Origin of the sequence: Lentzea sp. NPDC020367 (assembly GCF_044387305.1) — a bacterium.
Classification (GTDB): Bacteria; Actinomycetota; Actinomycetes; order Mycobacteriales; family Pseudonocardiaceae; genus Lentzea.
In genome coordinates, this window is the sequence record NZ_JBIRVV010000002.1 from 157,469 (window position 1) to 183,264 (window position 25,796).

Annotated in this window: 25 protein-coding genes and 1 pseudogene; 10 read left to right on the plus strand and 16 right to left on the minus strand. The window is 69.7% G+C overall.

Annotated features, from left to right (window positions below; genetic code table 11):
- Positions 1-52 precede the first annotated feature (52 nt).
- Positions 53-1,294: a PHB depolymerase family esterase gene (locus tag ACH413_RS07835; protein ID WP_360033546.1), complete on the minus strand. Its 1,242-nt coding sequence runs from the start codon at positions 1,292-1,294 to the stop codon at positions 53-55.
- A gap of 135 nt (positions 1,295-1,429) precedes the next feature.
- On the opposite strand from ACH413_RS07835, the gene ACH413_RS07840 reads away from it, so the two are divergent.
- From ACH413_RS07840 to ACH413_RS07855, 4 genes are all read left to right on the plus strand, one after another.
- Positions 1,430-2,260: a PhzF family phenazine biosynthesis protein gene (locus tag ACH413_RS07840; protein ID WP_360033543.1), complete on the plus strand. Its 831-nt coding sequence runs from the start codon at positions 1,430-1,432 to the stop codon at positions 2,258-2,260.
- Between the two features lie 82 nt (positions 2,261-2,342).
- Complete coding sequence (locus tag ACH413_RS07845) at positions 2,343-3,803, plus strand: SpoIIE family protein phosphatase (protein ID WP_360033541.1); 1,461 nt, start codon at positions 2,343-2,345, stop codon at positions 3,801-3,803.
- Positions 3,800-4,813 carry a cobalamin B12-binding domain-containing protein gene (locus ACH413_RS07850; RefSeq protein ID WP_360033538.1) on the plus strand — a complete coding sequence of 338 codons (1,014 nt, stop codon included), beginning with the start codon at positions 3,800-3,802 and terminating at the stop codon, positions 4,811-4,813. Before ACH413_RS07845 ends, ACH413_RS07850 begins: the two co-directional genes overlap by 4 nt.
- Positions 4,814-4,933: 120 nt before the next feature.
- Positions 4,934-5,704, plus strand: coding sequence for an MHYT domain-containing protein (locus ACH413_RS07855; protein WP_360033535.1), 771 nt, complete (start codon positions 4,934-4,936; stop codon positions 5,702-5,704).
- Position 5,705: 1 nt separating this feature from the next.
- Here the strand turns inward: ACH413_RS07855 and ACH413_RS07860 are convergent, their stop codons facing one another.
- The 6 genes from ACH413_RS07860 to ACH413_RS07885 are packed head-to-tail and all read right to left on the minus strand — an operon-like array spanning position 5,706 to position 9,305.
- Entirely contained in the window at positions 5,706-5,969 is a 264-nt protein-coding gene (locus ACH413_RS07860) for a Smr/MutS family protein (protein WP_360033532.1), read from the minus strand.
- Positions 5,966-6,463 carry a hypothetical protein gene (locus ACH413_RS07865; protein WP_360033529.1) on the minus strand — a complete coding sequence of 166 codons (498 nt, stop codon included), beginning with the start codon at positions 6,461-6,463 and terminating at the stop codon, positions 5,966-5,968. The genes ACH413_RS07860 and ACH413_RS07865 overlap by 4 nt, the downstream gene beginning before the upstream one ends.
- Positions 6,438-7,661 carry an MFS transporter gene (locus tag ACH413_RS07870; protein ID WP_360033526.1) on the minus strand — a complete coding sequence of 408 codons (1,224 nt, stop codon included), beginning with the start codon at positions 7,659-7,661 and terminating at the stop codon, positions 6,438-6,440. The genes ACH413_RS07865 and ACH413_RS07870 overlap by 26 nt, the downstream gene beginning before the upstream one ends.
- 25 nt (positions 7,662-7,686) lie before the next feature.
- Positions 7,687-8,352, minus strand: a complete 666-nt coding sequence (locus tag ACH413_RS07875) for a DUF1345 domain-containing protein (protein ID WP_360033523.1) — start codon at positions 8,350-8,352, stop codon at positions 7,687-7,689.
- A complete protein-coding gene (locus ACH413_RS07880; RefSeq protein ID WP_360033520.1) occupies positions 8,345-8,686 on the minus strand; it encodes an STAS domain-containing protein in 342 nt (113 codons plus the stop codon). Before ACH413_RS07880 ends, ACH413_RS07875 begins: the two co-directional genes overlap by 8 nt.
- Before the next feature lies 1 nt (position 8,687).
- Positions 8,688-9,305 (minus strand): DsbA family oxidoreductase, encoded by a 618-nt coding sequence (locus ACH413_RS07885; protein ID WP_360033517.1) that lies wholly within the window; start codon positions 9,303-9,305, stop codon positions 8,688-8,690.
- 73 nt (positions 9,306-9,378) lie between these two features.
- On the opposite strand from ACH413_RS07885, the gene ACH413_RS07890 reads away from it, so the two are divergent.
- Positions 9,379-10,395, plus strand: coding sequence for a GTP-binding protein (locus ACH413_RS07890; protein WP_360033514.1), 1,017 nt, complete (start codon positions 9,379-9,381; stop codon positions 10,393-10,395).
- Entirely contained in the window at positions 10,395-11,489 is a 1,095-nt protein-coding gene (locus ACH413_RS07895) for a GTP-binding protein (RefSeq protein ID WP_360033511.1), read from the plus strand. Before ACH413_RS07890 ends, ACH413_RS07895 begins: the two co-directional genes overlap by 1 nt.
- A gap of 215 nt (positions 11,490-11,704) precedes the next feature.
- Here ACH413_RS07895 and ACH413_RS07900 read toward each other — a convergent pair.
- From ACH413_RS07900 to ACH413_RS07915, 4 genes and pseudogenes are all read right to left on the minus strand, one after another.
- Positions 11,705-12,553, minus strand: a pseudogene (locus tag ACH413_RS07900) (glycosyltransferase 87 family protein); the annotation flags it as partial.
- A 61-nt stretch (positions 12,554-12,614) separates the two neighbouring features.
- Positions 12,615-13,778, minus strand: coding sequence for a glycosyltransferase 87 family protein (locus tag ACH413_RS07905; protein WP_360033508.1), 1,164 nt, complete (start codon positions 13,776-13,778; stop codon positions 12,615-12,617).
- On the minus strand, positions 13,771-15,267 hold the full coding sequence (gene mptB, locus ACH413_RS07910; protein WP_360033505.1) for a polyprenol phosphomannose-dependent alpha 1,6 mannosyltransferase MptB: 1,497 nt from the start codon (positions 15,265-15,267) through the stop codon (positions 13,771-13,773). Before mptB ends, ACH413_RS07905 begins: the two co-directional genes overlap by 8 nt.
- 103 nt (positions 15,268-15,370) lie before the next feature.
- Entirely contained in the window at positions 15,371-15,721 is a 351-nt protein-coding gene (locus ACH413_RS07915) for a hypothetical protein (protein ID WP_360033502.1), read from the minus strand.
- 56 nt (positions 15,722-15,777) lie between these two features.
- On the opposite strand from ACH413_RS07915, the gene ACH413_RS07920 reads away from it, so the two are divergent.
- Positions 15,778-16,665, plus strand: coding sequence for a hypothetical protein (locus ACH413_RS07920; protein ID WP_360033499.1), 888 nt, complete (start codon positions 15,778-15,780; stop codon positions 16,663-16,665).
- A gap of 102 nt (positions 16,666-16,767) precedes the next feature.
- Complete coding sequence (locus ACH413_RS07925) at positions 16,768-17,286, plus strand: DUF4232 domain-containing protein (protein ID WP_360033496.1); 519 nt, start codon at positions 16,768-16,770, stop codon at positions 17,284-17,286.
- Here the strand turns inward: ACH413_RS07925 and ACH413_RS07930 are convergent.
- Positions 17,219-18,328, minus strand: coding sequence for a glycosyltransferase 87 family protein (locus ACH413_RS07930; RefSeq protein ID WP_360033493.1), 1,110 nt, complete (start codon positions 18,326-18,328; stop codon positions 17,219-17,221). The two genes, ACH413_RS07925 and ACH413_RS07930, sit on opposite strands and share 68 nt — an antisense overlap.
- A gap of 148 nt (positions 18,329-18,476) precedes the next feature.
- On the opposite strand from ACH413_RS07930, the gene ACH413_RS07935 reads away from it, so the two are divergent.
- Entirely contained in the window at positions 18,477-20,804 is a 2,328-nt protein-coding gene (locus ACH413_RS07935) for a helix-turn-helix domain-containing protein (RefSeq protein WP_360033491.1), read from the plus strand.
- Positions 20,805-20,843: 39 nt separating this feature from the next.
- On the opposite strand, the gene ACH413_RS07940 is transcribed toward ACH413_RS07935, so the two are convergent.
- Positions 20,844-22,040 (minus strand): peptidoglycan DD-metalloendopeptidase family protein, encoded by a 1,197-nt coding sequence (locus ACH413_RS07940; RefSeq protein ID WP_360033488.1) that lies wholly within the window; start codon positions 22,038-22,040, stop codon positions 20,844-20,846.
- 227 nt (positions 22,041-22,267) lie between these two features.
- Between ACH413_RS07940 and ACH413_RS07945 the strand changes: the two genes are divergently transcribed.
- Positions 22,268-23,203, plus strand: coding sequence for a hypothetical protein (locus tag ACH413_RS07945; RefSeq protein ID WP_360033485.1), 936 nt, complete (start codon positions 22,268-22,270; stop codon positions 23,201-23,203).
- Here the strand turns inward: ACH413_RS07945 and ACH413_RS07950 are convergent.
- From ACH413_RS07950 to ACH413_RS07960, 3 genes are all read right to left on the minus strand, one after another.
- The gene (locus tag ACH413_RS07950; protein WP_360033483.1) at positions 23,200-23,838 is read right to left on the minus strand and encodes a DUF998 domain-containing protein; all 639 of its coding nucleotides are present in this window, start codon (positions 23,836-23,838) and stop codon (positions 23,200-23,202) included. The genes ACH413_RS07945 and ACH413_RS07950 overlap by 4 nt on opposite strands.
- Before the next feature lie 50 nt (positions 23,839-23,888).
- A complete protein-coding gene (locus tag ACH413_RS07955; RefSeq protein WP_360033480.1) occupies positions 23,889-24,779 on the minus strand; it encodes an alpha/beta hydrolase in 891 nt (296 codons plus the stop codon).
- A gap of 89 nt (positions 24,780-24,868) precedes the next feature.
- Entirely contained in the window at positions 24,869-25,789 is a 921-nt protein-coding gene (locus ACH413_RS07960; protein ID WP_360033477.1) for a sigma-70 family RNA polymerase sigma factor, read from the minus strand.
- Between the last annotated feature and the right edge of the window lie 7 nt (positions 25,790-25,796).

Consider the following 25,796-nt stretch of genomic DNA (forward strand, 5'->3'; position numbering starts at 1 on the left):
AGTCCACGAGACCGCGGTGGACGGCCACCCGCCCACCGCGGCGCTCATCTGATCAGCACTTCACCCAGTAGTTCGGCGAGGACTGCCGGATCGTGCTGGTGGTGAAGGTGTTCCACAGCCCCAGGGCCTGGTTCGATCCCAGCGCGTAGGTCTGGCCCAGGTTGGCGTAGGCGCGGGCGGCGACGGTGTGGGCGTAGTTGCTCGCGGTGACGCACTGCGAAGTCGGCGGTGTGGTGGTCGTGGTGGTTGTCGTCGTGGTCGTCGTGGGCGGTGGTCCGCTGGTGCTCAACGCCTTGACCATGTTCACCACGGCGGTCATCTGCGGGCCGGTCTTGAGCGCGTACTGCGCCGACTGGTAACCCCACCAGTCCCAGCACCCACGCGGGTTCCCGGTCATCGTGGTGGCCTGCGGATACAGCACGATCATGTTGTTGGTGTCGGCGTACTCGTTGAGATAACCCTTGTCCATCAAAGCGTTGCCGATCAGGCCGTAGTACTGGTAGCAGCCGTGCAGCGTCACCATCAGCTTGCAGGGGCCGGTGTCGCACGCCCTTGGCACGTAAGCGAATCCCTCACGTCCCATGCTGATCGACGCCGCGTTGCCGCCCGGCGCGTAGGAGTTCTGGTCGAACTGGACGAGCTTGCCGGACAACGTCGAGGCGGCCGCGTTCACCGGACCGAACAGGTGGCCCAGCATCTCCTTGACGGGGTCGGTCGTGCCGCACTTGTTGATGTACGGCGAAGTCGTGACACCGCAGGCGTTCGGGCCGATCGGGCTGACCCATGCGTGCCCCGCCGCGCTGGTGTTGTTGTAGGCGACCCGTACGCCGAAGTCGCGGTAGTAGGTGGCCAGATCGTCGTTCACCACGCGGTCGACCGTGTCGTCGGCGCTGCCGTGGAACAGCCACACCGGGTCGCCGGAGAGGTTCCCCGGCGGATCGACCGTGCCCGCCGCCGCACGGGTGCGGGTCAGCTGCTCCAGTTCGGCGGGGGTCTTGCGCGCCTGGAAGGTGTCCATGCACGCGAGAAGCGCGGTGTTGACGTTGTTCTGCGCGCAGTCGTAGGCGCCGGCGGAGAAGATGCCCGCGCCCTGGAACACGCTGGAGTACGCGACGTGGAGCTGGTTGGCGAGGTAGCCGCCGGACGACACACCGCTGACGTAGGTGCCGGTGATGTCGTACTTGGTGAGCGTGCCGGGCTGCGGTGGCGGGACCGCCGCGAGCGAGATCGACAGGGAAGCCGCGGCCAGGCCGGTGGCCGCCGCGAGGGCCACGAGAGCGTTCCTCAATCGCATGTGTTCGCCTCCGTCATTGCAGGCAGGACATGGTTTTGAGGTTAAGAGCCGATAACTGGACCGCACCACGTGTGAGGTCGCCACCTCGCGGAGCGGTCAGACGTCGAGCGGCACCATTGACAGTAGGTTGGCCTCATGCGGACGTTCAGCCAGGTCGACGTGTTCACCGACGAGTTCATGAAGGGCAACGCGCTCGCGGTCGTGCACGACGCGGAGGGCCTGTCCACGGAGGAGATGGCGGCGTTCGCGAACTGGACGAACCTCGCGGAGACCACGTTCCTGCTCCCGCCCACCGACCCCGCCGCCGACTACCGGGTGCGCATCTTCACGGTGAGCCGCGAGCTGCCGTTCGCGGGCCATCCGACGCTCGGATCCGCCCACGCGTGGCTGACCGCCGGGAACACCCCGCGCGACCCGGACCGGCTGGTGCAGGAGTGCGGCGCCGGGCTGGTGGAGGTGCGCCGCGACGGCGACCGGCTGGCGTTCGCCGCTCCCCCGCTCCTGCGCGGCGGCCCGGTCGAGAACCTGGGCGACCTGGCGGCGGCGCTGGCGATCGCGCCGGAGGAGATCGTGGACGCCCAGTGGGCCGACAACGGGCCGGGCTGGGTCGCGGTGCTGCTGCGTTCCGCCGAGGCCGTGCTGGCCGTGCGGCCCGACTACCAGCGGTTCGGCGCGTTCACGGACATCGGCCTGGTCGGCCCGCACCCGGACGGGGGTGACGTCGCGTTCGAGGTGCGGGCGTTCGTCAACGAGGACGGCAAGTTCGCGGAGGACCCGGTGACGGGCAGCCTAAACGCCTCGATCGCGCAGTGGCTGATTCCGGCGGGAATCGCGCCGCGGCGGTACGTCGCCGCCCAGGGCACCGCGCTCGGACGACGTGGGCGAATCCACCTCTCGCAGGCCGAAGGCCAGATCTGGGTGGGCGGGAACACCGTGGTCGGCGTCACCGGACAGGTCGCGCTGTGATCGTCCTTTGAGGACGCCGTACCCACTCCGCACGCGTGTCAAACGTTGTTCTTGATCCGCTTTGGATGAGACACTGGGGGACGTGGTCACGGTTTCCAGCTGGTTGCGTTCGCCGTGCCCCGCGCTCGTCGTCGACGCCGTCGGTGCGGTGCACGGCATGAACGACGCGGCCAAGACGCTCTTCACGGAACAGGTCGTACCGCCCCAGTGGCGGCACGGCGAGTCCGTGCACGTCGCGGAACGCAGCTATGCCGCGCACCGGGTCGACAACGAGGACGGCTCGGTCACCTGGTGGTTGCTCGACGAGACGGACCTGCTGCTCGAACGGGAGCGGGCCGCGCTGCTGGCGCGGATGTCCAGCGCCCTGATGACCTCGCTCAACCCCGAGCGGTGCATGACCGTCGTCGCCGAACTCGCCGCCGCGCACCTCGCGGACGAGGCGCTGGTGATCGCTCCCCAGTCCGACCACGGCCACCCCGTCACGCGGTGCCTGCGCGGCGAGTCGCCGACGTACGAGCTGCAGCACGTCGACATCGAGGAGGTCGTCGGGCTCAGCGAGGCGTTGCGCGGTTTCCCGCCGGTGCCGTCGCGCTGGATCGACCCGGCCGCGGCGCCGGACTGGCTGGCCCAGGACGTGGTCTCGATCGTCGTCACCCCGCTGCCCGGCCACGGCGTGCCGGCCGGTGCGTTGATCCTCATCCGGCGGGACAAGCAGTTCACCGACGACGAGGAGGCGTTCGCGCGGCTGTTCGCCTCGCGGGCGGGCGTGGCGATCTCGGCGGCGAGCCTGTTCACCCAGCAGGCCGAGATCACCGACCGGCTGACCCACGACCTGCTGCCGCCCGCGCTGCGCCGCTACGAGCGCGTCGAACTGGCCGGCCGCTACCGGGCCTCGGGCGACACCGAACGCGTCGGCGGCGACTTCTACGACGTGCACGAACTGCCGAACGACGAGTTGTTCGTCGTGCTCGGTGACGTGTGCGGCAAGGGCCTCGACGCGGCGGCGCAGACCGGCAAGGTCCGCACGGCCCTGCACGCGCTACTGCAGGTCGTGACGGATCACGACAAGATGCTGCACGCCCTCAACCAGGCGCTGCTCACGACGGACAAGTCGCGCTTCATCACGACGGTCGTGGGCACCGTGCGGCCCGTGGACGAAGGTCTGCGCGTGACGCTGACCTCGGGCGGGCACCTGCCGCCGTTGATCGTGCGGGCGAACGGCACGGTCGAGGCGGCCAGGACCAAGGGCACGCTCGTCGGCATCCTGCCGCGGATCGTGACGGCGACCGACGAGGTGCTGCTGGCGCCCGGTGACTCGTGCCTGCTCTACACCGACGGCATCACCGAGGCCCACGGCGGCCCGCTGGGCGACGAGGAGTTCGGCGAGGACCGCCTGCGCCGCGCTCTCACGGGCTGCGGCGGTATGCCGGCCGAGGCACTGGTCGAACACGTGCACATGCTCGCCGCGCAGTGGGTCGGTGGCGGCGCGCACGACGACATGGCGGTTCTCGCGATCACCGCACCGCGCAGGAGGTCCTCGTGAAGGCGGTCGACGCCTTGTGGGAGGCCGCGCTCGACGGCGACGAGCACCGCGCGACCGACGTGGTGCTCGAAGCGGCCGGTGAGCACGGCCACGAGGTCGTGCTGCTCGACGTGGTCGGCGCGGTGCAGCAGCGGGTCGGCCGGGAGTGGGCCGCGAACCGGATCAGCGTGGCGCAGGAGCACGCGATCACCGCGATCAACGACCGCGCGGTCACCGCGTTGTCGATCACCAGGCCCCGTACGAAAGCGGTCCACGGGCGCGTGACGGTGGCGTGCGTGGACGGCGAGTGGCACGCGTTGCCCGCGCGGTTGCTGGCGGAAGTGCTGGCGTTGCGCGGTTTCGCCGTCGACTACCTGGGCGCGCAGGTGCCGGCGCCGCACCTCATCACGTACCTGCACCGCACCAGCCCGGACGTGGTGGCGCTGTCCAGTTCGATCGCCACCCGGCTCCCGGTCGCGCACGCCACGATGACGGCGTGCCAGGCGACGGGCGTGCCGGTGATGGTCGGCGGCGCCGCGTTCGGCGTGGACGGCGTGTACGCGCGGCGGTTCGGCGCGAACGCGTGGGCCGCCGACGCCCGGTCCGCCGCGGACATGCTGCTGTCCCAAACGATTCAGCCGCCGAGCGCGCCGCACCAGCCCGTCGACGACCTGCCGCACCTCGCGGACCAGGAGTACACGCTGGTGACGCGCAGCGCCCGCGACCTCGTGCGGTCGGTGTACCGCGGCCTCGAGGAACGCGTGCCCACGATGGCGTCCTACACCGACGAACAGCGGCAGCACACGGCCGAGGACATGGCGCACATCGTGGAGTACCTGGCGACCGCGCTGTACGTGGACGACGACTCGTTGTTCCGCGACTTCCTCTCCTGGACCGGCGAGGTGCTCAACGCCCGCGGGGTGCCGGCGCAGGTACTGGAACCCGCCCTGGACCTACTCTCAGTAGAACTTCGGGACTTCCCGCGCGCCCAGCGGATGCTCGCCGCACCCGATCGGTCACTGCCCGTATAGGTCCTTTGTGGACGGACGGCGCACACGCGGCGTGTTCGCCTGATCGCACAACGATTTCCCTGGTACCAGTGTCCACACCGGTCTTGTGTCGCATAGATTCGAAATGTTTTCATCTCGACCATGGAAATGGGGACGCTCACTCCGATCGCTGCCTACGTCGTCGCGGTTCTCGGCTCGGTGCTCGGTCTCCTGTCCGCTGAACGCGCGCGAAACGCCTCCAGGACGACCCGGAACTGGTGGATCGGCGTGGCCGCCGTGTCCATCGGCGGGCTCGGCATCTGGGGCATGCACTTCACCGCGATGCTCGGCACGTGGATGGGTGCGAACGTCTCCTACGACATCCCGATCACGTTGCTGAGCATGCTCGTCGCGATCGTGGTGGTCGCCGCCGGCCTGTTCCTCGTGCGGCGGTACGGCGTCGACGGCGACACGCGCTTCTTGCCACTGGCGCTGGGTGGGCTCGTCACCGGGCTCGGCGTCGCCGCGATGCACTACACCGGCATGGCCGCGATCGTGATCAACGCCGACGTCTCCTACAACATCGGTCTCGTCGCGCTCTCCATCGTGATCGCCGTGGTCGCCTCTACCGTCGCGCTGTGGTTCACGCGGAAGGTCAGTGGCTTCGCCGCCGTCATCGGCGCCGCCCTGGTGATGGGCGTGGCCGTCACGGGCATGCACTACACCGGCATGTACGCGATGAGCATGGCGCACGACCACAGCGCGTCGATCGTCGTCGGCAACTCGCAGGAGCTGATCACGTCGCTGATCATCGGCGGCGCGGGTGTCAGCGTGATCATCATCTTCCTGCTCGCCCTCACGTCCAGCGACGACGAGGGCAGCGAGGAAGCCGAGCTGCTCGCCCGCGTCATGCGGCGGACCAGCGAACGCTGAGCTACCTGAGGTGCACGAGCACCATTCCGTCGTTGCCGGGAGCCGTTTCGACGCGCTTGTAGAGCTTCTTGACGTGCGGCTGCTTCAGCATCGCGAGCACGCGCGCCTTGAGCTTGCCAGAGCCCTTGCCCGTGATGATCTCGACCAGCGGCACCTTCTGCCCGGCCGCGCGGAACAGCGCGGCGCGGACGGCCTGGGCGATGTCCTGGTCGCTGCGGAAGATCGGGTGCAGGTCGACGGTCAGCTTGTCGGGCACGCCGCTCATTCTGCCCGAGCGGTCCCGGTGGCCTCGAAGACGCGGTGGATCAGCAGTTCCGCGCCCTCGGTGAAGGCGTTGACGGTCACTTTGCGCCCGTTGACCAACCTGATCTGACAGGCGACGTCTCCGCCGAAAACCTTGGACAGAAACGTTTTCTTGCCAACGTCGGTGACGGTGGCGACGTCCGTCCACGGCACGGTGATGGTCTTCGCGCCCCACGAGTGCACGAATCCGTGCTCGTGCAACGTGAAGTGCTCGCCTCGGCGGGTCACGGACTGCACGGCGAGGATCGTCCCCATCACGGCCGCGCCCAGGCCACCGCCGAGGAAGATCCCGGCGAAGAACATGATCGACCCCGCCCGGCCGACGTCGATCGTCAGGAGCACGAACGTCCCGAGCACGACGACGGGAGCGCCGACCGTCACCGCCAGCGCTCCCGTCACCGCGCGACGGCGGTTGCTCGTCTCGTACCGTTCAAGCTTCGCGCCCAGATCCGTCACGAGCCGGGACACTAGACACGGCTGCGCGGGACCGGTCCCAGAACACCAGCCCCGCCAACGCCCCGCCCGCGGTGACGACGCAGGCGACGCTAACGGCGGCGTGCAGCGACAGCGTTTGCGCGAGCAGAGGTCCCGCCAGCGCGCCGACCAACGTCGCCAACGCCTCCGCCGACAGGAAGACCGCGCTGATGCGGCCGAGCGCCTCGTTCGGCACCACCCGCTGCAACGCCGTCTGCGGCGTGACCAGGGTCATCGAGCCGAACACACCGATCGCGACGGCGGCCGGCAAGGCGACGACCAACGACGACGAACTGAAGAGCACGAAGAACGCCACGGCGGTCGCCAGCTGGGTCGCCGCGAGCAGGTAACGGGGTTGCACGCGGTCGACCAGCCTGCGGATCGCCACGGCGCCGAGCAGGAACCCGACGCCGAGCGCCGACACGACGAGCCCGATCTGTTCGGTGCCACCGAGTTCCTGGATCCCGAACGGCACGAGCAAAGCGCTCAGCGAGGCGTTGGCCGCCAGGAAGATCGCGGTGAGCGGCAGTAGGACGACCGCGATCGGTGTGCCCCGCAGCACCGTCCACCCGCCGGCGAGATCGACCGGAGCCCGCTTCCCCGGCGGGATTTTGCGACGGGTCGTCAGCGCGATCGCGGCCGCCGAGACGAGGTAGCTCGCGATGTCGATCCAGATGAGCGCCTGGAAGCTCGTGAGCGTCATGACCGCGGCGCCGAGCGGTGGCGCGACGAGGCGGACCGTGCCGTCCGTGAACGCGTTGAGCGAGTTCGCGCTGCTCAGCCCGCTGCCCGTGCCGACGACGACCGGGATGTGGGCCTGCGCGGCCGGACGGAACAGCACGGCGCCGGTGCTCTCGGCGATCAGCGCGGCGTAGACCAGCCAGAGCGAGTGCCCGGCCGTCGCGAACAACATCAGCGTGACCGCTCCGGCGCGGAACAGGTCCGCGGCGACCATCACCCGCCGGCGGTCCCACCGGTCGGTCAGCACACCCGCGACCGGGCCGAGCAGCAACGGCGGCAGGTACTCGGCGACGAGCGTGAGGCCGGTCGCGAGCAGCGAACCGGTGAGCGCGTAGACGTGCGCCGGGATGGCGATCACCAGCAGCCACGAGCCGAGCAGGCTCACCGTTCGCCCGGCCCACAACAGCCGGAAGTCTCTGATCTTGAGCGCTTCGAGCACCGATCACCCCCCAAGGGTGTTCAGATCACTGGCTGCTGATGCTCGCGACCAGGTTGATCGTCGTGGCCAGCACACCGGTGCCGAACAGGTACGACAGCAAGGCGTGCTTCAGGGCCGTGCGGCGCATCTCGCGGCCCGACAGGCTCGTGTCGGACACCTGGAACGTCATGCCGATGCTGAAAGCGACGTACGCGAAGTCGCCGTAGTCCGGCGGTTCGGACTGGTTGAAGTCGATGCCGCCGTCCGCGCCGTAGTAGTAGAGGCGGGCATAGCGCAGCGTGAAGATCGTGTGCACGACAGCCCATGACAGCACCACGGACAGCACGCCGAGGCCGACGCGCAGCAGTTCGGACGCGCCGGTCGTGTGCGCCGCACGGGCCAGTACGAAGCCCACGGACACGAGGCTCGCCAACGCGGCCACGAGCAGCAGCACCTCGGCGACGCGGCGGGTCGGGTCGTTGCGGACGGCGTGCTGAGCGGTTTGCTCGGCGTCCATCGGCCAGATGACCATCCACGCGCGCACGAGGTACACGAGGGTCGCGACGTCCCAGCCGACCAGCAGGCCGAACTCGCCGTGGCCGGTGAACGTGACGGCGAGGCCGCACACCAATCCCGCCGCCACCGCCACGACGATCTTGGTGCGGTCCAGTACGAAGCCGTCCGGCATCGGGCGGGACGGCAGGTCAGCCATGCAACGCCGCGTCCAGGTCGAGGTAGAGCTCCAGCGTCTGGTTCAGCGTGGTGGCCTTCAGCGCCCGCAGCACGCTTCCCCTGGGCGACACCAGGCGCAACGGGATGCCGCTCTCCTCGCCGCGCAGGTGGAACTCCACGAGCACGGAGAGACCGATGGACGCGAAGAACTCGACGGCGCTGAGGTCCAGCACGACGGGAAGACCCGCGCCGAACGCCTCGGACAGCTTGTCGCGCAACAGATCCGCGGTGTACGAGTCGACCTCGCCCTCGGCGCGCAGCACGACGGCGTTCGGGAGCTGCTCCGACTCGACCTTCAGCAGAACCTCGTCCATCTCACGCCTCCCAAGCCTGCGTCAGTGCGCGCCCGAACAGTTCGACGGGCTGAGCGCCGGACACGGCCAGACGTTCGCCGACGACCACGAACGGCACGCCCGAGACCCCGATGTCGCGAGCGCGCTGCTCGTCGGCGCGCACCTCGTCGGCATAGGCGGTGGGGTCTTCGAGGACGGTCTTGACGTCCGCGGCGTCGAGCCCGGCCTCGGTGGCGATCTCGGTCAGCGACTCCGGCGTGAACAGCGAGCGCGCCTGCGCGAAGTTGGCGCGCAGCACGGCGTCGAGCACTTCGTGCTGGATGCCCTTCTCGCCCGCCAGGTGCAGCAGCCGGTGCACGTCGAACGTGTTGCCGACCTCGCGGTCCAGCCGATATTCGAGGCCCTCGTCGCGCGCGAGCTGGGCGACGGACTCCTCCATCTCGGCGGCGCGCGGGCCGAACTTGGTGGCGAGCATGTCCTGCACGGACTCGACGCCGGTCTTGGTGGGATCCAGCTCGAACGCGCGGTGCACCACGGTGATCTCCGCGCGGTGCTCGAATCCGGCGAGCGCTTTCTCGAAGCGCGCCTTGCCGATGTAGCACCACGGACAAATGACGTCAGCCCAGAACTCGACCTGCATCGTTCGATCATGTCACGTCCCGCCCTCGCCGTCCGTTCAGAAACGACAATCATTGTCATGTAGGCTGCGCGTCATGGCAGCACGGGTCGTATTGGTAGCCGGGTTCACCCACCACGACGTGGCCGACGAACTCTGGCGGGCGTCACCGGAGTCGTCGCTGGTCAGACACGATCTGAGCAGCCTGGCCGAGGGGGTGGTGCGGCGCTGGGCGGACGGCCGGCTCACCGTCCTGGAGCTCGCGCACGGGTGCGTCTCCTGCACGTTGCGGCTGGACCTCGTTCCGTTGCTCGAGGGGCTGGACGGGCGCGTGATCGTGCAGCTGGACCCGATGCTCGAACCGGAGGCCGTCTGCTTCGCGCTGAGCGGGACCGAGGTGGAGATCGAGGCCGTGGTCACGGTGGTCGACACCGCGACCTGGCTCGACGACGCGACCGGTGCCGACTCGCTCGCCGACCGGGGCATGCGCGCGGCCGAGGGTGACGAGCGGATGGTCGCGCAGGTCGTGGTCGGGCAGGCGGAGTTCGCGGACGCGCTGGTGCTGACCGGTCCTGGCGACCCGGTGCTCACCGCGGTGCTCGACCGGCTCTCCCCCGGCGCGCCGCGTCAGCAGCTGGCCGAACTCGACGTCGTCGCGTTGCTCGCCGCGATTCCCGCCGACGCGCGGCGCGGTGAGATCGACGACGGCTTCGGGTCGCTGTTGTACGGGCGGCCGTCGCTGGAACCGGCGCACGGCGTGTCCGTCGTCCACTTCACCGACCGGCGCCCGTTCCACCCCATGCGGCTGCACAACTGCATCGACGTGCTGCTCGACGGCGTGGTGCGGGTGCGCGGCCGGGTGTGGGTGGCGAGCCAGCCCGACGCGGCGCTGTGGCTGGAGTCCGCGGGCGGCGGGTTGCGCGTGGGCAACCTGGGGCCGTGGGAGGGCGACCGCGACCAGGAGCTCGTCGTGATCACCAAGTCCGCCGACGCGAACGAGATCGCCGCGGCACTGCGGTCGGCCCTGGTCACCGACGAGGAACTGGCGCTGGTCACCGAGCTCGACTTCGCCGACCCGTTCGCCGACTGGCACGAGGAAGAGATGGAACTCTGATGCGCACCCCTGTGACCGTGCTGTCCGGTTTTCTGGGCTCCGGCAAGACGACGCTGCTCAACCACGTGCTCACCAACCGCGAGGGCAGGCGGGTGGCGGTGATCGTGAACGACATGAGCGAGGTCAACATCGACGCGGCGCTGGTCGACCGCACCGTCGAACGGCTCGTCGAACTCACGAACGGCTGCATCTGCTGCACGTTGCGGGAGGACCTGCTCGACAGCGTCGGCGAGCTGGCGCGCTCGGGCCGGTTCGACACGATCCTGGTCGAGTCGACGGGCGTCTCCGAGCCGATGCCGGTGGCGGCGACGTTCGAGTGGACCTTCGAGGACGGCACGAGCCTGTCCGATCACGCGCGACTCGACACGATGGTGACGCTGGTGGACGCGGAGGGTTTTCTGCGCGGACTGGCCGCCGGTGAGGTCTCGGACCTGCTGGTGGACCAGGTGGAGTTCGCGAACGTGCTGGTGGTGAACAAGACCGACCTCGTCGGCCCGGATCAGCTCGCGAAGCTCGACGCCTTGCTGCGACGCCTGAATCCGTCCGCACGGCTCCTGCACACGCGCAACGGCGTCGTGGACCTGGCTGACGTGTTCGACACCGGCTCGTACGACCCGATCACCGCCGCGCAGGCGCCGGGCTGGGCCCAGGAGCTGGCCGGCGGGCACACCCCGGAGACCGAGGAGTACGGGATCAGGTCGGTCACCTATCGCGCGTCACGGCCGTTCCACCCCACCCGGCTCGTGGAGGCGCTCGCGGACTGGGAAGGTGTGTTGCGCAGCAAGGGTTTCTGCCACATCGCGTCCCGGCCGGACGTGCTCGCCGTGTGGTCGCAGGCCGGTCCCAACCTCGTCATCGAACCCGGTCAGCTGCTCGACGTGCCCAGCGCACGCCAGGAGCTGGTGTTCATCGGGGTGGACCTCGACGTGACGGAGCCCGCTCAGCGCCTGGATCCCGCGCTGCTCACCGACTCCGAGCTCGCGGCGGGGCCGGAGGTGTGGCGGACGTTCGCGGATCCGTTGCCGGAGTGGGACTTCAGCGACCTGCACGACCACGCGATGACGACGAGCGTGACCAACGCGAACGCCGGGTAGGCCCAGCCGACCAGCGACAGCCAGCCGGGCCGGCTGATCGTCCAGATCGTCGGCTGCCGGTCCAGCTGGAACGCGATCACGTCCAGGAACATCACCGGAACCCACAGCGCCAGCAAGGTGACGCGAACCCACGGCGCGATCTTCTTGTGCACCAGCCAGATCAGCAGTGGCGCCACCCACACCCAGTGGTGGTCCCAGGAGATCGGCGAGAGCAGCAAGCCCAGGAACTGGACCGACAGCACGCCGATCAACGCGTCGCTCGCGCGCACCGACGCCCGCAGCGCGAACAACGCGATCACGGTCGACACCAGGGCGGCGATGATCCACGGCCAGGACATGCCGACGTCGTAGCCGAGGCTGCGGGACAACGCGCCGCGCAACGACTGGTTGTGCGCGGTGGCGATCGGCCCGACCCGGTCCGGGTCGCCGAACAGCACGAACCAGTACTGCCTGGCCTGCTCGAAGTTCACCAGGAACCCGAGGCCGACGCTCGCCGCGAACGCCGCCACCGACCACACCGCGGCCTTCCACCTGCGGGTCGCGAGGAAGTACAGGCCGGAGATCGCGGGCACGAGCTTCACCCCGGCGGTCAGGCCGATGCCCGCTCCCGCGACGCGCGGGTCGCGGGCGACCAGCGCGGCCAGCACGACCGCGGCCAGCACCAGGTTGATCTGGCCGAACTCGAAGGTGTGGAAGACCGGCATCATCCACAGCAGCACGGCGGTCCACAGGATCGCCCGCTGCCGCCACACCTTCGCGTCGGCCGTCCACGACTCCCCCGCGACGAGCCGCAGCGCCACGCGCACCAGCCAGTACAGGCACAGCACGGTCAGCAGGCGGAAGCTCCACTGCGCGGCGCCCCAGAACAGCCACGTCATCGGCAGGAACACCAGCGCGCCGAACGGCGGATAGGTGAACGGCAGCGGGAAGTCCGGCGGCGAGTGCGGCGAGACCACCTGGTAGAGGTCGCCGTCGAGCACGTGCGGGGCCAGCGACCAGTACACGTACAGGTCGATCGATTCGTTGCCGAAGCCGGTGACGATGATCCACGTGCGTGCGAGCATCGAGATCGCCAGCAGCCACGGCGCGACGGCGAGCAGCCGCCGTTCCAGCTTCGCGAGGGGCTTAGGTCGCAACACGTTCTGCCTTCGGGATCGGGTCGAGCAGCTTCGGCGTCAGCGCCAGGGTGAGCAGTGCGAGCGCCGGGTACACCCAGCCGAGCGCCGCGAGCGGCCACGGTCTCGGGATCTCCCAGATGGACGGTTGCAGGTTGATCAGGACCGTGATGACGTCCGAGAGCACCGCGACCACCCAGACGCCGGCGAGCCACAGGTTCCGTCGCGCGTAGATCAGCCACAGGACCAGCGGGATCACCCACAACCAGTGGTGGCTCCACGAGATCGGCGAGACCAACAGCCCGAAGACCTGCACGATGATCACGGCCGCCAGGGTGTCGCCGACCTTCACCGCCGCCCGCAACGCGAAACCGGTGAGCACGACGGACACCGCCACCGCGACCAGCCACGGCCAGGTCATCTCGACGTCGTAGCCGAGCGAACGCGACAACGCGCCGCGCAACGACTGGTTGATCACCGAGCCCACCGGCCCCACCCGGTCGGCCGCGCCGAGCAGTTCGAACCAGTAGCGCCACGAGTCCGCGGCGGACACGAGGAAGCCCAGCGCGACGGTGATCGCGAAGCCCGCCACCGACCACAGCGCGGCCTTCCACCGGCGCGTGACCAGGAAGTACAGGCCGGAGATCGCCGGCGTCAGCTTCATCCCGGCGGCGACGCCGACACCAAGGCCCGCGACGGCCTGCCGGGTCGCGACCATCGCCGCGAACGTCCCGGCGATCAGGACGAGGTTGATCTGTCCGAAGTCGAGGGTCTTGCGCACCGGTTCGAACCACAGCGCGATCGCCGTCCACAACAGAGCGCGGCGCTCGTCGTACGGCAACTCGGCCTTGTCCGCCAGCAACTTCAGCGCGGTGCGCACCAGCCACCACAGGCAGACCAGCGACAGCACCTGCCAGACGATCTTCGCCGCGAGCCACGGCTGCGCCGACAGCGGGAGGAACACCAGTGCCGCGAAGGGCGGATAGGTGAACGGCAGCGGGAAATCGGCCGTGAACGGCATGTCGATCGAGTAGAGCTCGTCGGTGAGCACGTTCGGAGCGAGGCTCCAGTAGACCTTGAGGTCGATCATCCCCCAGTTCGCCGTCGCGGCGTAGATGCCCAACGACAGGCACAACACCAACGGCGCGAACCTCAGCACACGCTGCTCACTCACCGGTTCCTCCAGCCACCGGGGCCGGCTCACGCACGGGGTGCAACAGCGCCCGCCCGACCCACATCCCTGCCACAACAGTGGCAGCCAGGTACGGCCACCACACCCAGGGGTTCATGGAGTCGTACGTCCAGCGCGCGACGATCGTGCCGTCGGGCAGGGTGACCAGCACCATCCACACCGAAACGCCCGCCAGCACGGCGATCCGGCGGTCCTTCCACGCGAACGCCGCTCCCAACGCGAGCGCCCACGTGAAGTACCACGGCAACACCGAAGGCGCGAGCAGAGACGCGGCGAGCAACGCGATCGTGGCGCGTCTCACCGCTTCCACACCGCCCTCGCGTGCCAGCCACCACTGCCGCACGAGCACTCCGGCGAGCAGGACCACGCCGGCCGCGCGGAAGAAGGTGAGGAAGCCGAGGTGCGTGAACCCCGGTACGACGCGGCCGATCGAGAAGTAGAGGAGCTCCGCCGCGGCGCACGGCAACGACATCCACGTGAGCAACGGCCCCTGCGACCGCAGCACGCCGATCCAGCCGAGGTCGACGCCCGCCACCACCGTCGCCGCCGCGAAGACCACGACGAACACCGCTCCAGCGGCGCCGGCGGCGGTCAGAAAGCGTTGCCGTGCCGCACCTTCCAGCCGGGCCGCCCACACCCACACGAGGAACGGCGCGACGAGCAGCGCGGTCGCCTTCACCGCCGTCGCCAGCGCGATCAGCGCGAACCCTCTCAGGTGCCTGCGGTCCAGCACCATCAGCACGCCCGCCGCCATCAACCCGACCATCAGCACGTCGTTGTGCGCGCCACCGATGCCCAGCGCCACCACCAGCGGGTTCGCGACCGTCAGCCACAACGCCGTAGAAGTCCGCCCGCCCAGGTGCCTCGTCAGACCGGGAATCGCCCACGCCAGCAACACCAGCCCGGCGAGCACGGCGACGCGCATGACGATCGCGCCGAGGATGACGTTGTCGCCGGTCAGCCACACCGTTCCCTTACCCAGCAGCAGGAACAGCGGCCCGTACGGCGACGGCGTCTCCTGCCACAGGCCCGCGACGTTGCCCCGCAACGGCAGGTCGAGCACGGCGGCGCCACGCGAGTAGGGGTCGAAGCCGCGCAGCGCCACCGCGCCCTGCGCCAGGTAGCTGTAGACGTCACGGCTGTAGAGCGGCGGCGCGATGATCAGCGGCGCGGTCCACGCGGCGGCCGTCACCGCCACCGTCCTGCCGCCCACAGCACCTGCGAGCACCAACCGTCCCAGCCGGACCCAGGACAGCACCATCAGCGCCAGCCCCGCGAACAGGACGATGAACGCGAGGTCGTGGCCATGGCCGTACCTCATCGCGTTCAGGACGGTCCCGCTCAGCAACGGGTCCCTGCGGACGATCGCGCCCGCTCCCAGCCCACCGATCGCGAGCAGGACGGCACCGAACACACCAGGCCACAGCACGTTGCGCGGAACTCGCCGGAACAGCTCCGCAACAGCGGTCACAGCCGAATCCACCCTCTTGACGTCTCTTGCCACGAGGTAATCGCAAGGGCGGGGCGCCAGCCAGGAAGAAGGGCATGAAGATCAGGTTCTTCGGGTGGTTCTTCTAGCCGGTGTGCGTGTCCATCACGACGTGGGCACCGAGTTCGCCGAGCAATCTGATCAGGTCCGGGCCGAGGCAGACCGAGTCCTGTCCCTCCTTCGGCGACCAGGAGACGAACAGGTCCACGTCACATCGGGCTGCGACCTGGACCAGCGCTTCCCGGTGCTCGGCGAGCACCGCCTCGACGAGTTTCAGCAGGTCGTCCAGGTGCAGGTCGCCGCCACCGGCGTCGACGCACCAGAGCCTGTCGCTGCGCTCGGCACCGTCGATCTTCAGGGCGGCGGCGATCTCCGCGACGGTCATCTCACCCGCCCACACCCGCAGCGTGGCCCTCGACCAGGGTTCTTCCTCCACGGGCTGAATCCTCGCAGCCCGCGCAACTCGGATCCGTCGTGGAACGTCACCCGATCATGATCTGGAAAGCGCTGAGCACGTCCGGAGTGATCCTCGCGGCGGCCCTGGTGGCGTCCCCGGCCCAGGCCGCGCCGGGCCAGGTGGTGACGGAGGTGTCCGCATCGGACCGCGCCGCCGCCCTGGCCCACTGGACGCCGGAACGGATGAGGGCCGTCGGCGACGGCGACCTCCCACCCGCCGAGAAGATCTCCCAGCCGTACGAGGGCACGGCGCCGGGCGTGGGCCGGTTGTTCATGTCCACCTCGACGGGCCAGGACCACTCCTGCACGGCCACGGTGGTGCCGAGCGCGACCAGGGACGTCGTGCTGACGGCCGGGCACTGCGTCAACGGCGGCCTGGACCGGTGGGACAATCCGATCAAGATCCTCAACGTGGTGTTCGTGCCCGGCTACGACCACGGAACGCGGCCGCACGGCGTGTTCGTGGCGCGCGCCTTCGCCTGGTCCGACACCTACAGCGGGCCGTCGAGCGGTCTGGACGACGACGCGGTGATCGCGCTCGACCCGGTGGACGGCCGGCACGTGCAGGACGTGGCCGGGACGCAGGACATCTCGTTCGACGCGGTGGGCTCGCCGACGGACCAGACGACGCTGGGATATCCGGTGTCGGCGCTCGAACGCGGCGAGAAGCTGCTCTCGTGCGCACGGCCGGCGACGTTGAAGGTCAACTCGGTCCTGTCGGTGTGGGAGACGGACTGCGATCTCGCGGGTGGGTCCAGCGGTGGGCCGTGGTTGCGCGGGTTCGACCCGGCCACGGGTAAGGGGACGATCTTCGGGGTGACCAGCCGGGGCACGATGAACGAGGACCTGGTCACGACCGACCTGAGCGCGGCGAAGCTCACCGATGCCGTGCGCGCGTTGTACGTCAGCGCTGATCACCTCTGACGACCGGTTGCTCCATTGAGACGAATGTCATCTGGGCGCATCGTCGGCCCTCGGCTGGGCATCCTTCCCAACAAGGGGATCACCACCAGGGAGGGGTGTCGAATGAACACCAGGTACAAGGCAGGTCTGAGCGTCGCCGCACTGCTCGCCGCCACCGCGTTGCCGCTGGTGGCGGCGACCGCGTCCGCCAACCCGTCCGACCAGCCGTGCGACGTCTCGGACCTCGTCGTCTCGGTGACGCAGGATCCGCACTCGTCCGCAGGTCAGCAGGCGTTCGTGCTGCACTACGCCGCGGCCGGCGAACACACGAACTGCAAGCTGCAGGGTGCGCCGACGGCCGTCACGTTCACCAAGGGCAGCGGGCACAGCGAGGGTGACGGCAGCGGTATCGCCGTCGTGCTGGACGACCCGAACGGCACGCCCGCGCCGGTGAACGTGCGGCCGGGCAGGGACGCCGAGTCGCGGATCCTGATGTCGTCGCAGGCGCCGGTCTCGTTCCAGCCCGACGTCGTCAACCTCGACCTGCCGGCCGAGGGCGGTCACACGACGACCGTCAGCTGGCCGAGTGGACAGCCGTTGCGGGGATCGTCTGTGGAGCTGACGTTCGTGTCACCTGCCTGAAAGCCAGCAGCCCCAACACCATGACGGTCAGCCACACGTAGGTGTCGAACTCGTGCAGCCGTGTCACGAACACCAGGAACACGGCGGCGAAGGCGACCCAGTTGCCGCGCAGTGCGACGAACACCAGCACCGGCACGCACCACACCCAGTGGTGCACCCAGGAGACCGGCGAGGCCAGCAGCCCGGCACCCGCGATGACGAACAGCGCGACGAGGTCGTCGCGGGTCCGCCGGGCCACCAGGAACGCCGTGGCCACCACAGCGGCCGCGAGCACGACCCACAGCAGCGTTTCCACGCCGGGTGCGAGACCGAAGCCGCGCAGCAGACCGCGGATCGACTGGTTGGTGGACAACGACATGTCGCCGATGCGGTCGGGGTTCAGCAGCGAGTGCAGCCAGTACTGCAGCGAATCCGTTGGCGCGATGAGGAATCCCGCGACGACGAGTCCGGCGAACGTCGCCATCGACGTGATCGCGGCCCGCCAGTCGCGCTTGACGATGAAGTACAGCACGAACACAGCTGGCGTCAGCTTGATCGCGGCGGCGACGCCGATCAGCACGCCACGCCAGCGCTTGTCGGTGACCAGCAGGACGTCGATCACGACCAGCGCCAGCAGGAACAGGTTGATCTGGCCGTAGCCGTAGGTCATCCACACCGGGTCCAGCGCCAGCGCGCCGATCGCGGCCAGCGGACCGGCCGTCCACTTGAGATCAGGACGGACCTTGCCCGCCACCGCCACGCACACCGCTGTGAGCGCGACGAAACCGGCCGCGACCACCAGCAGGGTGTGCCACCCGCCCGGCACGAAGCTCAGGCCGCTGAACAGCACCGCCGCGATCGGCGGGTACGTGAAGGGCAGCTGCGGGTCGAGCGGCGGGCCGGTGAACCCGACGTAGAGCGAGCGGCCTTCGAGCCACGCGAGGCCGCCGAGCCGGTACACGTCGAGGTCGATCGGGTAGTGACCGGACCAGGTGAACAGCAGCCACGCCAGGGCGGCCAGCCAGAGGGCAGCACAGAGCCGCACTGGGTTTGCGAGGGACACACCTCGAAGCTAATTTCGGCCGGGAAAGTTCACCTTGCTGAACAACCAGCAGAAGTTCCGGCAGAAATGTGGTTCTGAAGCAGCGCTACCCCGGTGCCAGGCGTCTACCTGTCAGCACCATGCGCTGAAGACATCAGGGGGTAGCGCAGTGAGCACGACCGCGTTCGGGGATTTTCTCCGCTTTTATCGATCGCGCGTTCCGTTGACGCAGGAAGAGCTGGCCGAACGCACCGGCCTGAGCACGCGCGCGATCAGTGACATGGAACGCGGCCGCACGCTCAGTCCGCAGTTCCGCACCGTGCAACTGCTGGTGGGCGGGCTCGGGCTCGGCGGCGAGGAGGCGGCGGAGTTCGCCGCGCTCGCCCGCGCCAGCCGGGTGGCCGGAGCCGACGAACGCCCGGACGCGCCGTTCGCCGTGACGTCCTGCTCGCTGCCACCGGTGCTGATCGAGCTCACCGGCCGGGAAGGCGAGAAGAAGCTCCTGGACGGGTTCGCCGCGGACGCCTCGTCGTCGTCACGGCTGCAGATCGCGGTGGTCCACGGCGCGCCCGGTGCCGGCAAGACCGCGCTCGCCGTCGACGCGGGACACCGGCTGGGCGCGCGGTTCGCCGACGGCTGCGTGTTCCTCGACCTGCGCGGCACCGACGAGCCGCTGACCCCGGACAAGGCCGCGCACCGGCTGCTGCGCTCGTTCGGCGTGGACGAACGCCAGATCCCCGCCGACCCGGACGACAAGCTGTCGCTGTACCGGTCGCAGCTGCGCGACCGGGCCGTGTTGCTGGTGCTCGACAACGCGGAGAACGAGGCGCAGGTGCGTCCGCTGCTCGCGTCCAGCCCCGGCACGCTGGTGCTGCTGACCAGTCGCCGGACCATGACCGGCCTGGATGCCCGGCACCGGCTCCCGCTGGAGTTGTTGCCGCTGAACCGTTCCGTCGAACTGCTGCGCGCCGTGACCGGCCCTGACCGGCTCGACGCCGAACCGGAGGCGGCCGAACGGGTCGCCGAGCTGTGCGGCGGCCTGCCGCTGGCGTTGCTCATCGCGGGGAACCGGCTGACGAGCAGACCACAGTGGACGATCGGTCACCTCGCCGAGCAACTGGAGGACGAACGACGGCGGCTGTCCGTGCTGCGGGCGGGCGACCTGCAGGTGCGGGCGGCGTTCGAGATCTCCTACCACCAGCTCAGTCCGGGTGCCGCCACGTTGTTCCGCAGGCTGGCGCTGGTCGCGAGCCCCGAGGTGAGTGAGGACCTGGCCGCCGTTCTGGTCGACGACGCCGAGGAGGCGTTGGAGGAACTGGCCGACGCGAGCCTGCTCGGCATCAGCGAGACGCCGGGCCGGTACACGCGCCACGACCTGCTGCACGTCTTCGCCGCCGAACGACTGGAACTCGACGACGACCCGGCCGCCGTCCTGAAGACGCGCACACGTTTGCGGCACTGGCTCATCGACACCGCCACCGGAGCGGCCCTCTTCTTCGACCACGACAGGCCCGCCGGGCGTGCGGGTCCGGTGCACGACAAGGAATCCGCGGACCGGTGGCTCGACCAGGAGCTGGAGAACTGGCGCGGCGCGGTGCGATCGGCCGTGGCGGAAGGCGAGCACGACCGCGTTCTCGAGCTGGCACAGGCGATGCACTGGTACTCGGACATGCACGGCGTCGGCGAGCTGTGGCGCGAAGTCTTCTCGGCCGGTGCTCACGCGGCCCGGCAACTGGGTGACGCCAAGGCCGCCGCCGAACAGCTGAACTACCTGTCGTGGGCGCTGTACGCGTTGTGCGGGCAGCCCCACGAAGCCTTGGCCGTGCACGAGGAGGCCGCGGCAGAACCGATCGACTCCCTCACCGAGGCGTGGAACTGCTACTACGGATCGGCGATCCGGCGGCGGCTCGGCGAACTGAACGAGGCGGTGTCACTGGGCCGCCGGTCCGTCGAGGGGTTCCAGCGGGCCGGCTACCTGATCGGCGAGAACCTGGCGCTCTCCCTGCTCGGTCTGATGCTGCACACCGCGGGCGATCTGGGCGAGGCCGCCGAGGTGCAGCAACTCAGCGTGGACCAGCACCGCAAGTCAGGCGGTGACGACGAACTGCTGTCGATGCTGCTGATCCGCCTGGCGACGACGCTGGCGGCGGCAGGCCAGGTCATCGCCTCGATGGACCTCCTCGACGAGGCCGAGTCGTTGTTCCACCGGCACTCCAACACCGCGGGAACAGCACGGGTGCGGCACCACCGCGGCCTGGTGCTGATGGACGCGGGCCGGTTCGGCGAGGCGCGGGAGCAACTGCTGTCGGCACTGGGCGAGGCGCGGCTCTCCGATCACCGGGTCGAGATCCTGGCCAGGCTCGCCGAACTCGCTGACGCCGCAGGGGATTCGGCGCAGGCCCGCGAGTACCGGGTGCGGGCGCTGGCCGAGTGCGATCGCTACGACACCCCGGCGGTCCGTCTCACGGCGGCGAAACTGGTGGCAGCGCTGAAATGAGTGCCGATCCCGCTCTGAGGCGGGATCGGCACCGTCAGGTCAGCAGGCCGAGGCCACTGGTTCGTTCGAACCGGTGTCGACGAAACCGTCGCTGATCCACTTGCCGTCCTCGAGCCGGTTCCACAGGTCCGTGCGGCCCCAGACTCCCTCGACGGCCTCGCCGCGGCTGGTGCACGCGATGGACACCGTCGCGCCGTCCGCGACCGTGCCCGCGACGGAGTAGCTCAGGCCGGGGCCGGAACGCAGGTTCACCGTGGTGTTCGGTCCCGCGTCGACCGTGCCGGTGGGCAGGGTCGTGCCGTCACCGCCGTAGTTCGTGACCCTGCCGCCGACGTTCACGCGCGTGCTGCCGCGTTGCGCGTAGCCGCCGTACGCCTGCGAGCCCTCGTAGAAGGTCCAGCCGCCGATCGTCATCCCGTTGACGCTCACGTGGGTGTTGCCGCGCAGCAACGAGAAGTGCACGTGCGCCCCGGTGCTCGAACCGCCGCACGGCAGCTCGTTGCCGATGTTGCCGAGGTACGTGCCGGTGCGCACGGCGCTGCCGTCAGCGAGCGTCGTCAGGTTGTACATGTGGTAGTAGGTGGTGCTGTAACCGTTGTCGTGCACCACCTTCACCAGTGCGCTCCGGCCCACGATGCAGCTCTTGTAGACACGGCCGTTGCCCGCGGACAGGACGCGGCCGTCACCGCCGTTGAAGTCGATGGAGCTGAACGGCCGGCTGTTGCCGCTGTTGCCGTGCGGGCCGCCGCCCATCCACCAGGCCACGTTCACCGGCCACGGCAGGCCGAGTCCGGTGGGCGCGAGCGCCTGGTTGCTCTGGTTGGCCGCGAAGGTCCGCTTCTCGCCGTCGCTGAGCACGCCGGACGGCGCCTGTGCGGCCAGGGCGGCGAATCCGGCGGTGCCGTCGAGCTCGACCCGCCAGGTGGACCTTTCCTTGCGTGCCAGGAACAACGCCATGTGCGGCGCCCCGTGTTCCTGACCGTGGGCCAGTGGAATGGTGGTGCTGCCGAACACCCACGAACCAGACGTGCGAGTCGGCTCGAACAGCGGTTCACGCAACGTCTGCGTGTCCCACTGCTGTTTCAACGCCTCGCCGTGTTGCTGGAGCATGGTGGCGCGAACGGTCGTGGCGAGGTCGGGTGCGGCGGTCGCGGACGGCGCGACCAGCACCGCGGCACCGGTCGCGAGTGCGGAGAACAACGCGGCGATTCGCCGCGCGGACAACGGACGGGACATGTGCCCTCCAGGGGGAAATCGGCACAGGGCAGGGATTCGGCGGCTCTTGCAGGGGGCCGCCGCGCCGATGACATACCGGTGCTCCGACGCGGTCAAGGTCACCTCCGGCAGGCGACCCACCACTGTGGAACGCCCTCCAAAACTGTGGAGGGATACCTACGTTTGTCGGTCATATCGGGCGCAATCGGCCTTCTAAACTGTTTTCTCCACAGTCGAGGGGGTGTGCGGTGGTCGTTCCTCCCGATGACGAGGTCGACGTGCTGCTGCGCGCCGGTCCGTTCCACGCGGCGCTGCGGGCCGCCGTCGAGCGCAGCGGCCTCACCCTGGAACGCCTGCGCGACCGTCTCGACCGCCGGGGCATCCACGTCAGCCTGTCCACGCTGAGCTACTGGCGACTGGGCCGCAGCCGTCCCGAACGCGCCGACTCGTTGCGCGCGGTCCAGTCCATCGAAAGCATCCTCGGCCTGCCCAGGCATTCTCTGGAAGCGCTGCTCGGGCCGCCGCGCCCGCGTGGCCGATGGGTGTCGAAGCAGCAGCAGACCCGTGACTACGGACGGATGCTGGAACCCGCGCAGTCGCTCGCGGAGATCGTGCGGGCGCTGGTCGGCCCGTCCGACGGCGACCTGCGCCTGTGGTCGCAGGACGACGCGGCCACAGTGGACGAGCACGGCGCGCTCCGCACGATCCACACCAGACAGGTGCTGCGCGCGATCGCCGGCAACCCCGACCGCTACCTGGCCGTGTACTGCGCGGACGCCGGCACACCACCGGACGCGTTGGGCGTGGAGGCCGTGCGCGACTGCCGGCTGGGACGCGTGCGGCGGCACCCCGGAGCACCGGTGATCGCCGTGGAGCTGCTGTTCGACCAAAGCCTGCGCGCGGGTCAGACGCACCTGCTGGAGTACCGCTTCACCATCGCGGAGAACGGCGCGCGGTCACACGACTACCGGCGCGCGTTCCGTTACCCCGTGGGCACTTACGTGGCGAGCGTGCAGTTCACCGAACCGTGCCTCCCGGTCCGCTGCTACGCCCTCGCCCAGCCCGGCGTGGACGCGACGCAGGTGCACGGCGACGAACTCGCGCTCACGCCGGGGCGGGTGCTGCACCTGACGGCGAAGGACGTGCGGCCGGGCGTGCTCGGCATGGGCTGGGACTGGTCCTAGGCCTTGACCTTGGTCCTGGCCGGCAACGCCACACCGCAGGCGACCGCCCACAGCAGCACCGGGAAGGCTGCGATGCGTTCCCACAGACCGAACAGCGCTGGACCGCCGACCTGGGCGAACAACAGCACGAGGGCCACCGCCGCCACGATCGCGGCGCCGGCACCGATGCGGCCCAGGAGGCGCCACCGGGTGGTGCCCGCCAGGGCGAGGCCGGTCAGCAGCATCGCGACCTCGCCCACCGGGATGGCGACGACCGCGCCGGCGACGTGCAGCGTCCGGCTGGTGTCCTCGGGGTTCAGGCCGACCACGGCCAGGGCCAGCCCGGTGACGACGAGGAGCACCAGACCGGCGCGGGCCGTCCGCACGTCCGGGAACAGCGGCCGGACCAGCAGGGCTCCCGCGGCCAGGCACAGCCCCGCGAGCGTCCAGGACACGCCGGAGACGACGTGCCACGGCGAACACACCCAGCGCTCGACCTGGTCCGACTGGAAGCAGGTGGCCGCACCCAGGTCGCTGATCGCGTTGCTCAGCCAGCTGTACGGAACGTCCCAGCGGGCCTCCACCACGAACAGCAGCACGAAGTACTGCGCCACCAACACCCACAGCACCGCGCCCAGCCGCGTTCGCCCGTCCACGCGGCAGAGTGGAACATAGATCATTTCGCCGCGCCGGACGGGCTCCGCGGCTACCGCTCGCCGACGAAGGCGAGGACCGCCTCCGCGAAGGCGTCGGGTTCCTCGACGTTGCCGAGGTGCCCGCTGTTCTCCAGGACGACGAGCCGGGAGTCCGGGATCAGCTTCTCGAGCTCCTCCGCCCAGCGGACACCGCACACGACGTCGTGCCGGCCGACGATCACCAGGGCCGGCACCGCGAGGGAGCCCAGCTCCTGCCGGTCGTCGATGACGTCGGGAACGAGGTGCTCGTCGAGGCTGGAAAGGTACGAACCGCTGATCGCCGCCCGAAGTGGGGCGAACTCCGTTTCCCTGCCCCAGTAGTCGGCAAGGTAGGCGGGCAGCAGTCCACGAAGGACCTCGGTCATCTGCTCGTCGGTGGAGATGGCGCCGGTCGCCTGCAACGCGCCGAGCACCGCGGGCAGTTCGGGGTTGTCCGCGTTCCTGCCGGCGAAGATCTCCACCTTCGCCATCGCCTCGGCGACGTGTTCGGGCCCGGTCAGCGGCGCGCTCTCGTAGAGGATGACGCCGGTGAAGCGGTCGGGGTGCCGCAGGGCGCAGCGTTGCGCGACGAACCCACCGTGGGAGTGTCCGAGCAGGTACGCCTCCGACAGTCCGAGGTGGTCGAGCAGCCCGATGACGGCCTCGGTGTAGCGGTCGCGGGTGTAGCCGTGGGGGTGCGAGCCGAGGCGGCCGGAGCCACCCGTGCCGAGCGGCTCCACGTAGACCATCGTGAGGTGGCTTTCCAGCGCGGGCGTGCGCAGGTACTCCCAGAACACTCCCGGGCCGCCGGGGTGCGCCAGGCAGACCGGGCCCTCGCCGTGCACGTGGTAGCGCTGGAGCACTCCGCCGATCTCGGTGGTGTGGGTGCCGGGCGCCAGCGGGTCGCGTGCTTGGGGATTCACGGTGTTTCTCCGATCAGGTGGTGTCAACGACACCGGCAAGACCAGGAGAACGGGCGAAAGTTCGATCCGCGGGGGTGTGACAGCCGCCACTACTCCGAGACGGCGGGGTGGAACAGCCGCAACTGGCTCACGCGGCCGTCCTCCAGGGACATCACCCAGGTCACGGCGGGCGGGCAGTGCCGGGGGTTGTCGGCGGGGTTGAGGATGTCCATCTCCCAGATCGTGATGTCCCGGCCGACGACCGTGTCGGCGAAGCGCTGGCGGACTCCGGCCTCCAGATCACCGGCAGCGCCGCGCACCAGGAAGTCACGTCCTCCCACGGGGTCGCGGCCGTCGAACAACATCGCGTCGGGCGCCCACCGTTCGGCCATCAGCCTGCCGAGGTCTCCCCTGTGCATCGCGTCCAGGGTCTCCAGCCCCTCCGCACGGCTGGCCACGGCCAGTGCCGCGACGTCGTCGTGCGCGGTGGCCGCGGTGGCCTGCAACGCCGCACCGAGTTTGGCGCGGGCCTGACTCAGACGGCTGCGCACCGTACCCACGGGCACGCCGCAGAGGGTCGCGATCTGCTCATAGGTGCTCGCCCTGCTGAAATGCCGCAACAGCACGGTCATGCGCAACGCCGGCGCGAGGTCTCCGATCGCGTGCCAGAGCCAGTCCCGCATGGCGTGCTGCTCGACGATCCGTTCCGGGCTCTCGTCGCTGATGAGTTCCAGGTCGGCCACCGGTCGCGCGAGACCGGCCGAACGCAGCCTCGTGCGGCACCCGTTGCGCACGATCATCCGCAACCACGCGCCGACCGCCGCCGGTTCCCTGACGTCGCCGATGCGGCTGAGCGCGACCAGCATCGCGTCCTGGACGGCGTCCTCGGCGTCCGGACCGTGCCCGGCGATGCTCAGCGCCACCGCCCGCATGCCGGCCTCGTGCCGCGCCAGCAGAACGCCGAGCGCGGTGACGTCACCGGCCTGAGCAGCACGGGTGAGCTCTTCGTCCGAAGACGGCTGCGGTGCCAACCCGTTC

What these genes read in the sequence shown, in the direction of transcription:
- ACH413_RS07835 (WP_360033546.1), bottom strand. Translation starts at nt 1,294, where the DNA reads ATGCGATTGAGGAACGCTCTCGTGGCCCTCGCGGCGGCCACCGGCCTG.
- ACH413_RS07840 (WP_360033543.1), top strand. Translation starts at nt 1,430, where the DNA reads ATGCGGACGTTCAGCCAGGTCGACGTGTTCACCGACGAGTTCATGAAG.
- ACH413_RS07940 (WP_360033488.1), bottom strand. Translation starts at nt 22,040, where the DNA reads ATGTCCCGTCCGTTGTCCGCGCGGCGAATCGCCGCGTTGTTCTCCGCA.
- ACH413_RS07920 (WP_360033499.1), top strand. Translation starts at nt 15,778, where the DNA reads ATGATCTGGAAAGCGCTGAGCACGTCCGGAGTGATCCTCGCGGCGGCC.
- ACH413_RS07860 (WP_360033532.1), bottom strand. Translation starts at nt 5,969, where the DNA reads ATGAGCGGCGTGCCCGACAAGCTGACCGTCGACCTGCACCCGATCTTC.
- ACH413_RS07925 (WP_360033496.1), top strand. Translation starts at nt 16,768, where the DNA reads ATGAACACCAGGTACAAGGCAGGTCTGAGCGTCGCCGCACTGCTCGCC.
- ACH413_RS07890 (WP_360033514.1), top strand. Translation starts at nt 9,379, where the DNA reads ATGGCAGCACGGGTCGTATTGGTAGCCGGGTTCACCCACCACGACGTG.
- ACH413_RS07895 (WP_360033511.1), top strand. Translation starts at nt 10,395, where the DNA reads ATGCGCACCCCTGTGACCGTGCTGTCCGGTTTTCTGGGCTCCGGCAAG.
- ACH413_RS07880 (WP_360033520.1), bottom strand. Translation starts at nt 8,686, where the DNA reads ATGGACGAGGTTCTGCTGAAGGTCGAGTCGGAGCAGCTCCCGAACGCC.
- ACH413_RS07855 (WP_360033535.1), top strand. Translation starts at nt 4,934, where the DNA reads ATGGAAATGGGGACGCTCACTCCGATCGCTGCCTACGTCGTCGCGGTT.
- ACH413_RS07885 (WP_360033517.1), bottom strand. Translation starts at nt 9,305, where the DNA reads ATGCAGGTCGAGTTCTGGGCTGACGTCATTTGTCCGTGGTGCTACATC.
- ACH413_RS07875 (WP_360033523.1), bottom strand. Translation starts at nt 8,352, where the DNA reads ATGGCTGACCTGCCGTCCCGCCCGATGCCGGACGGCTTCGTACTGGAC.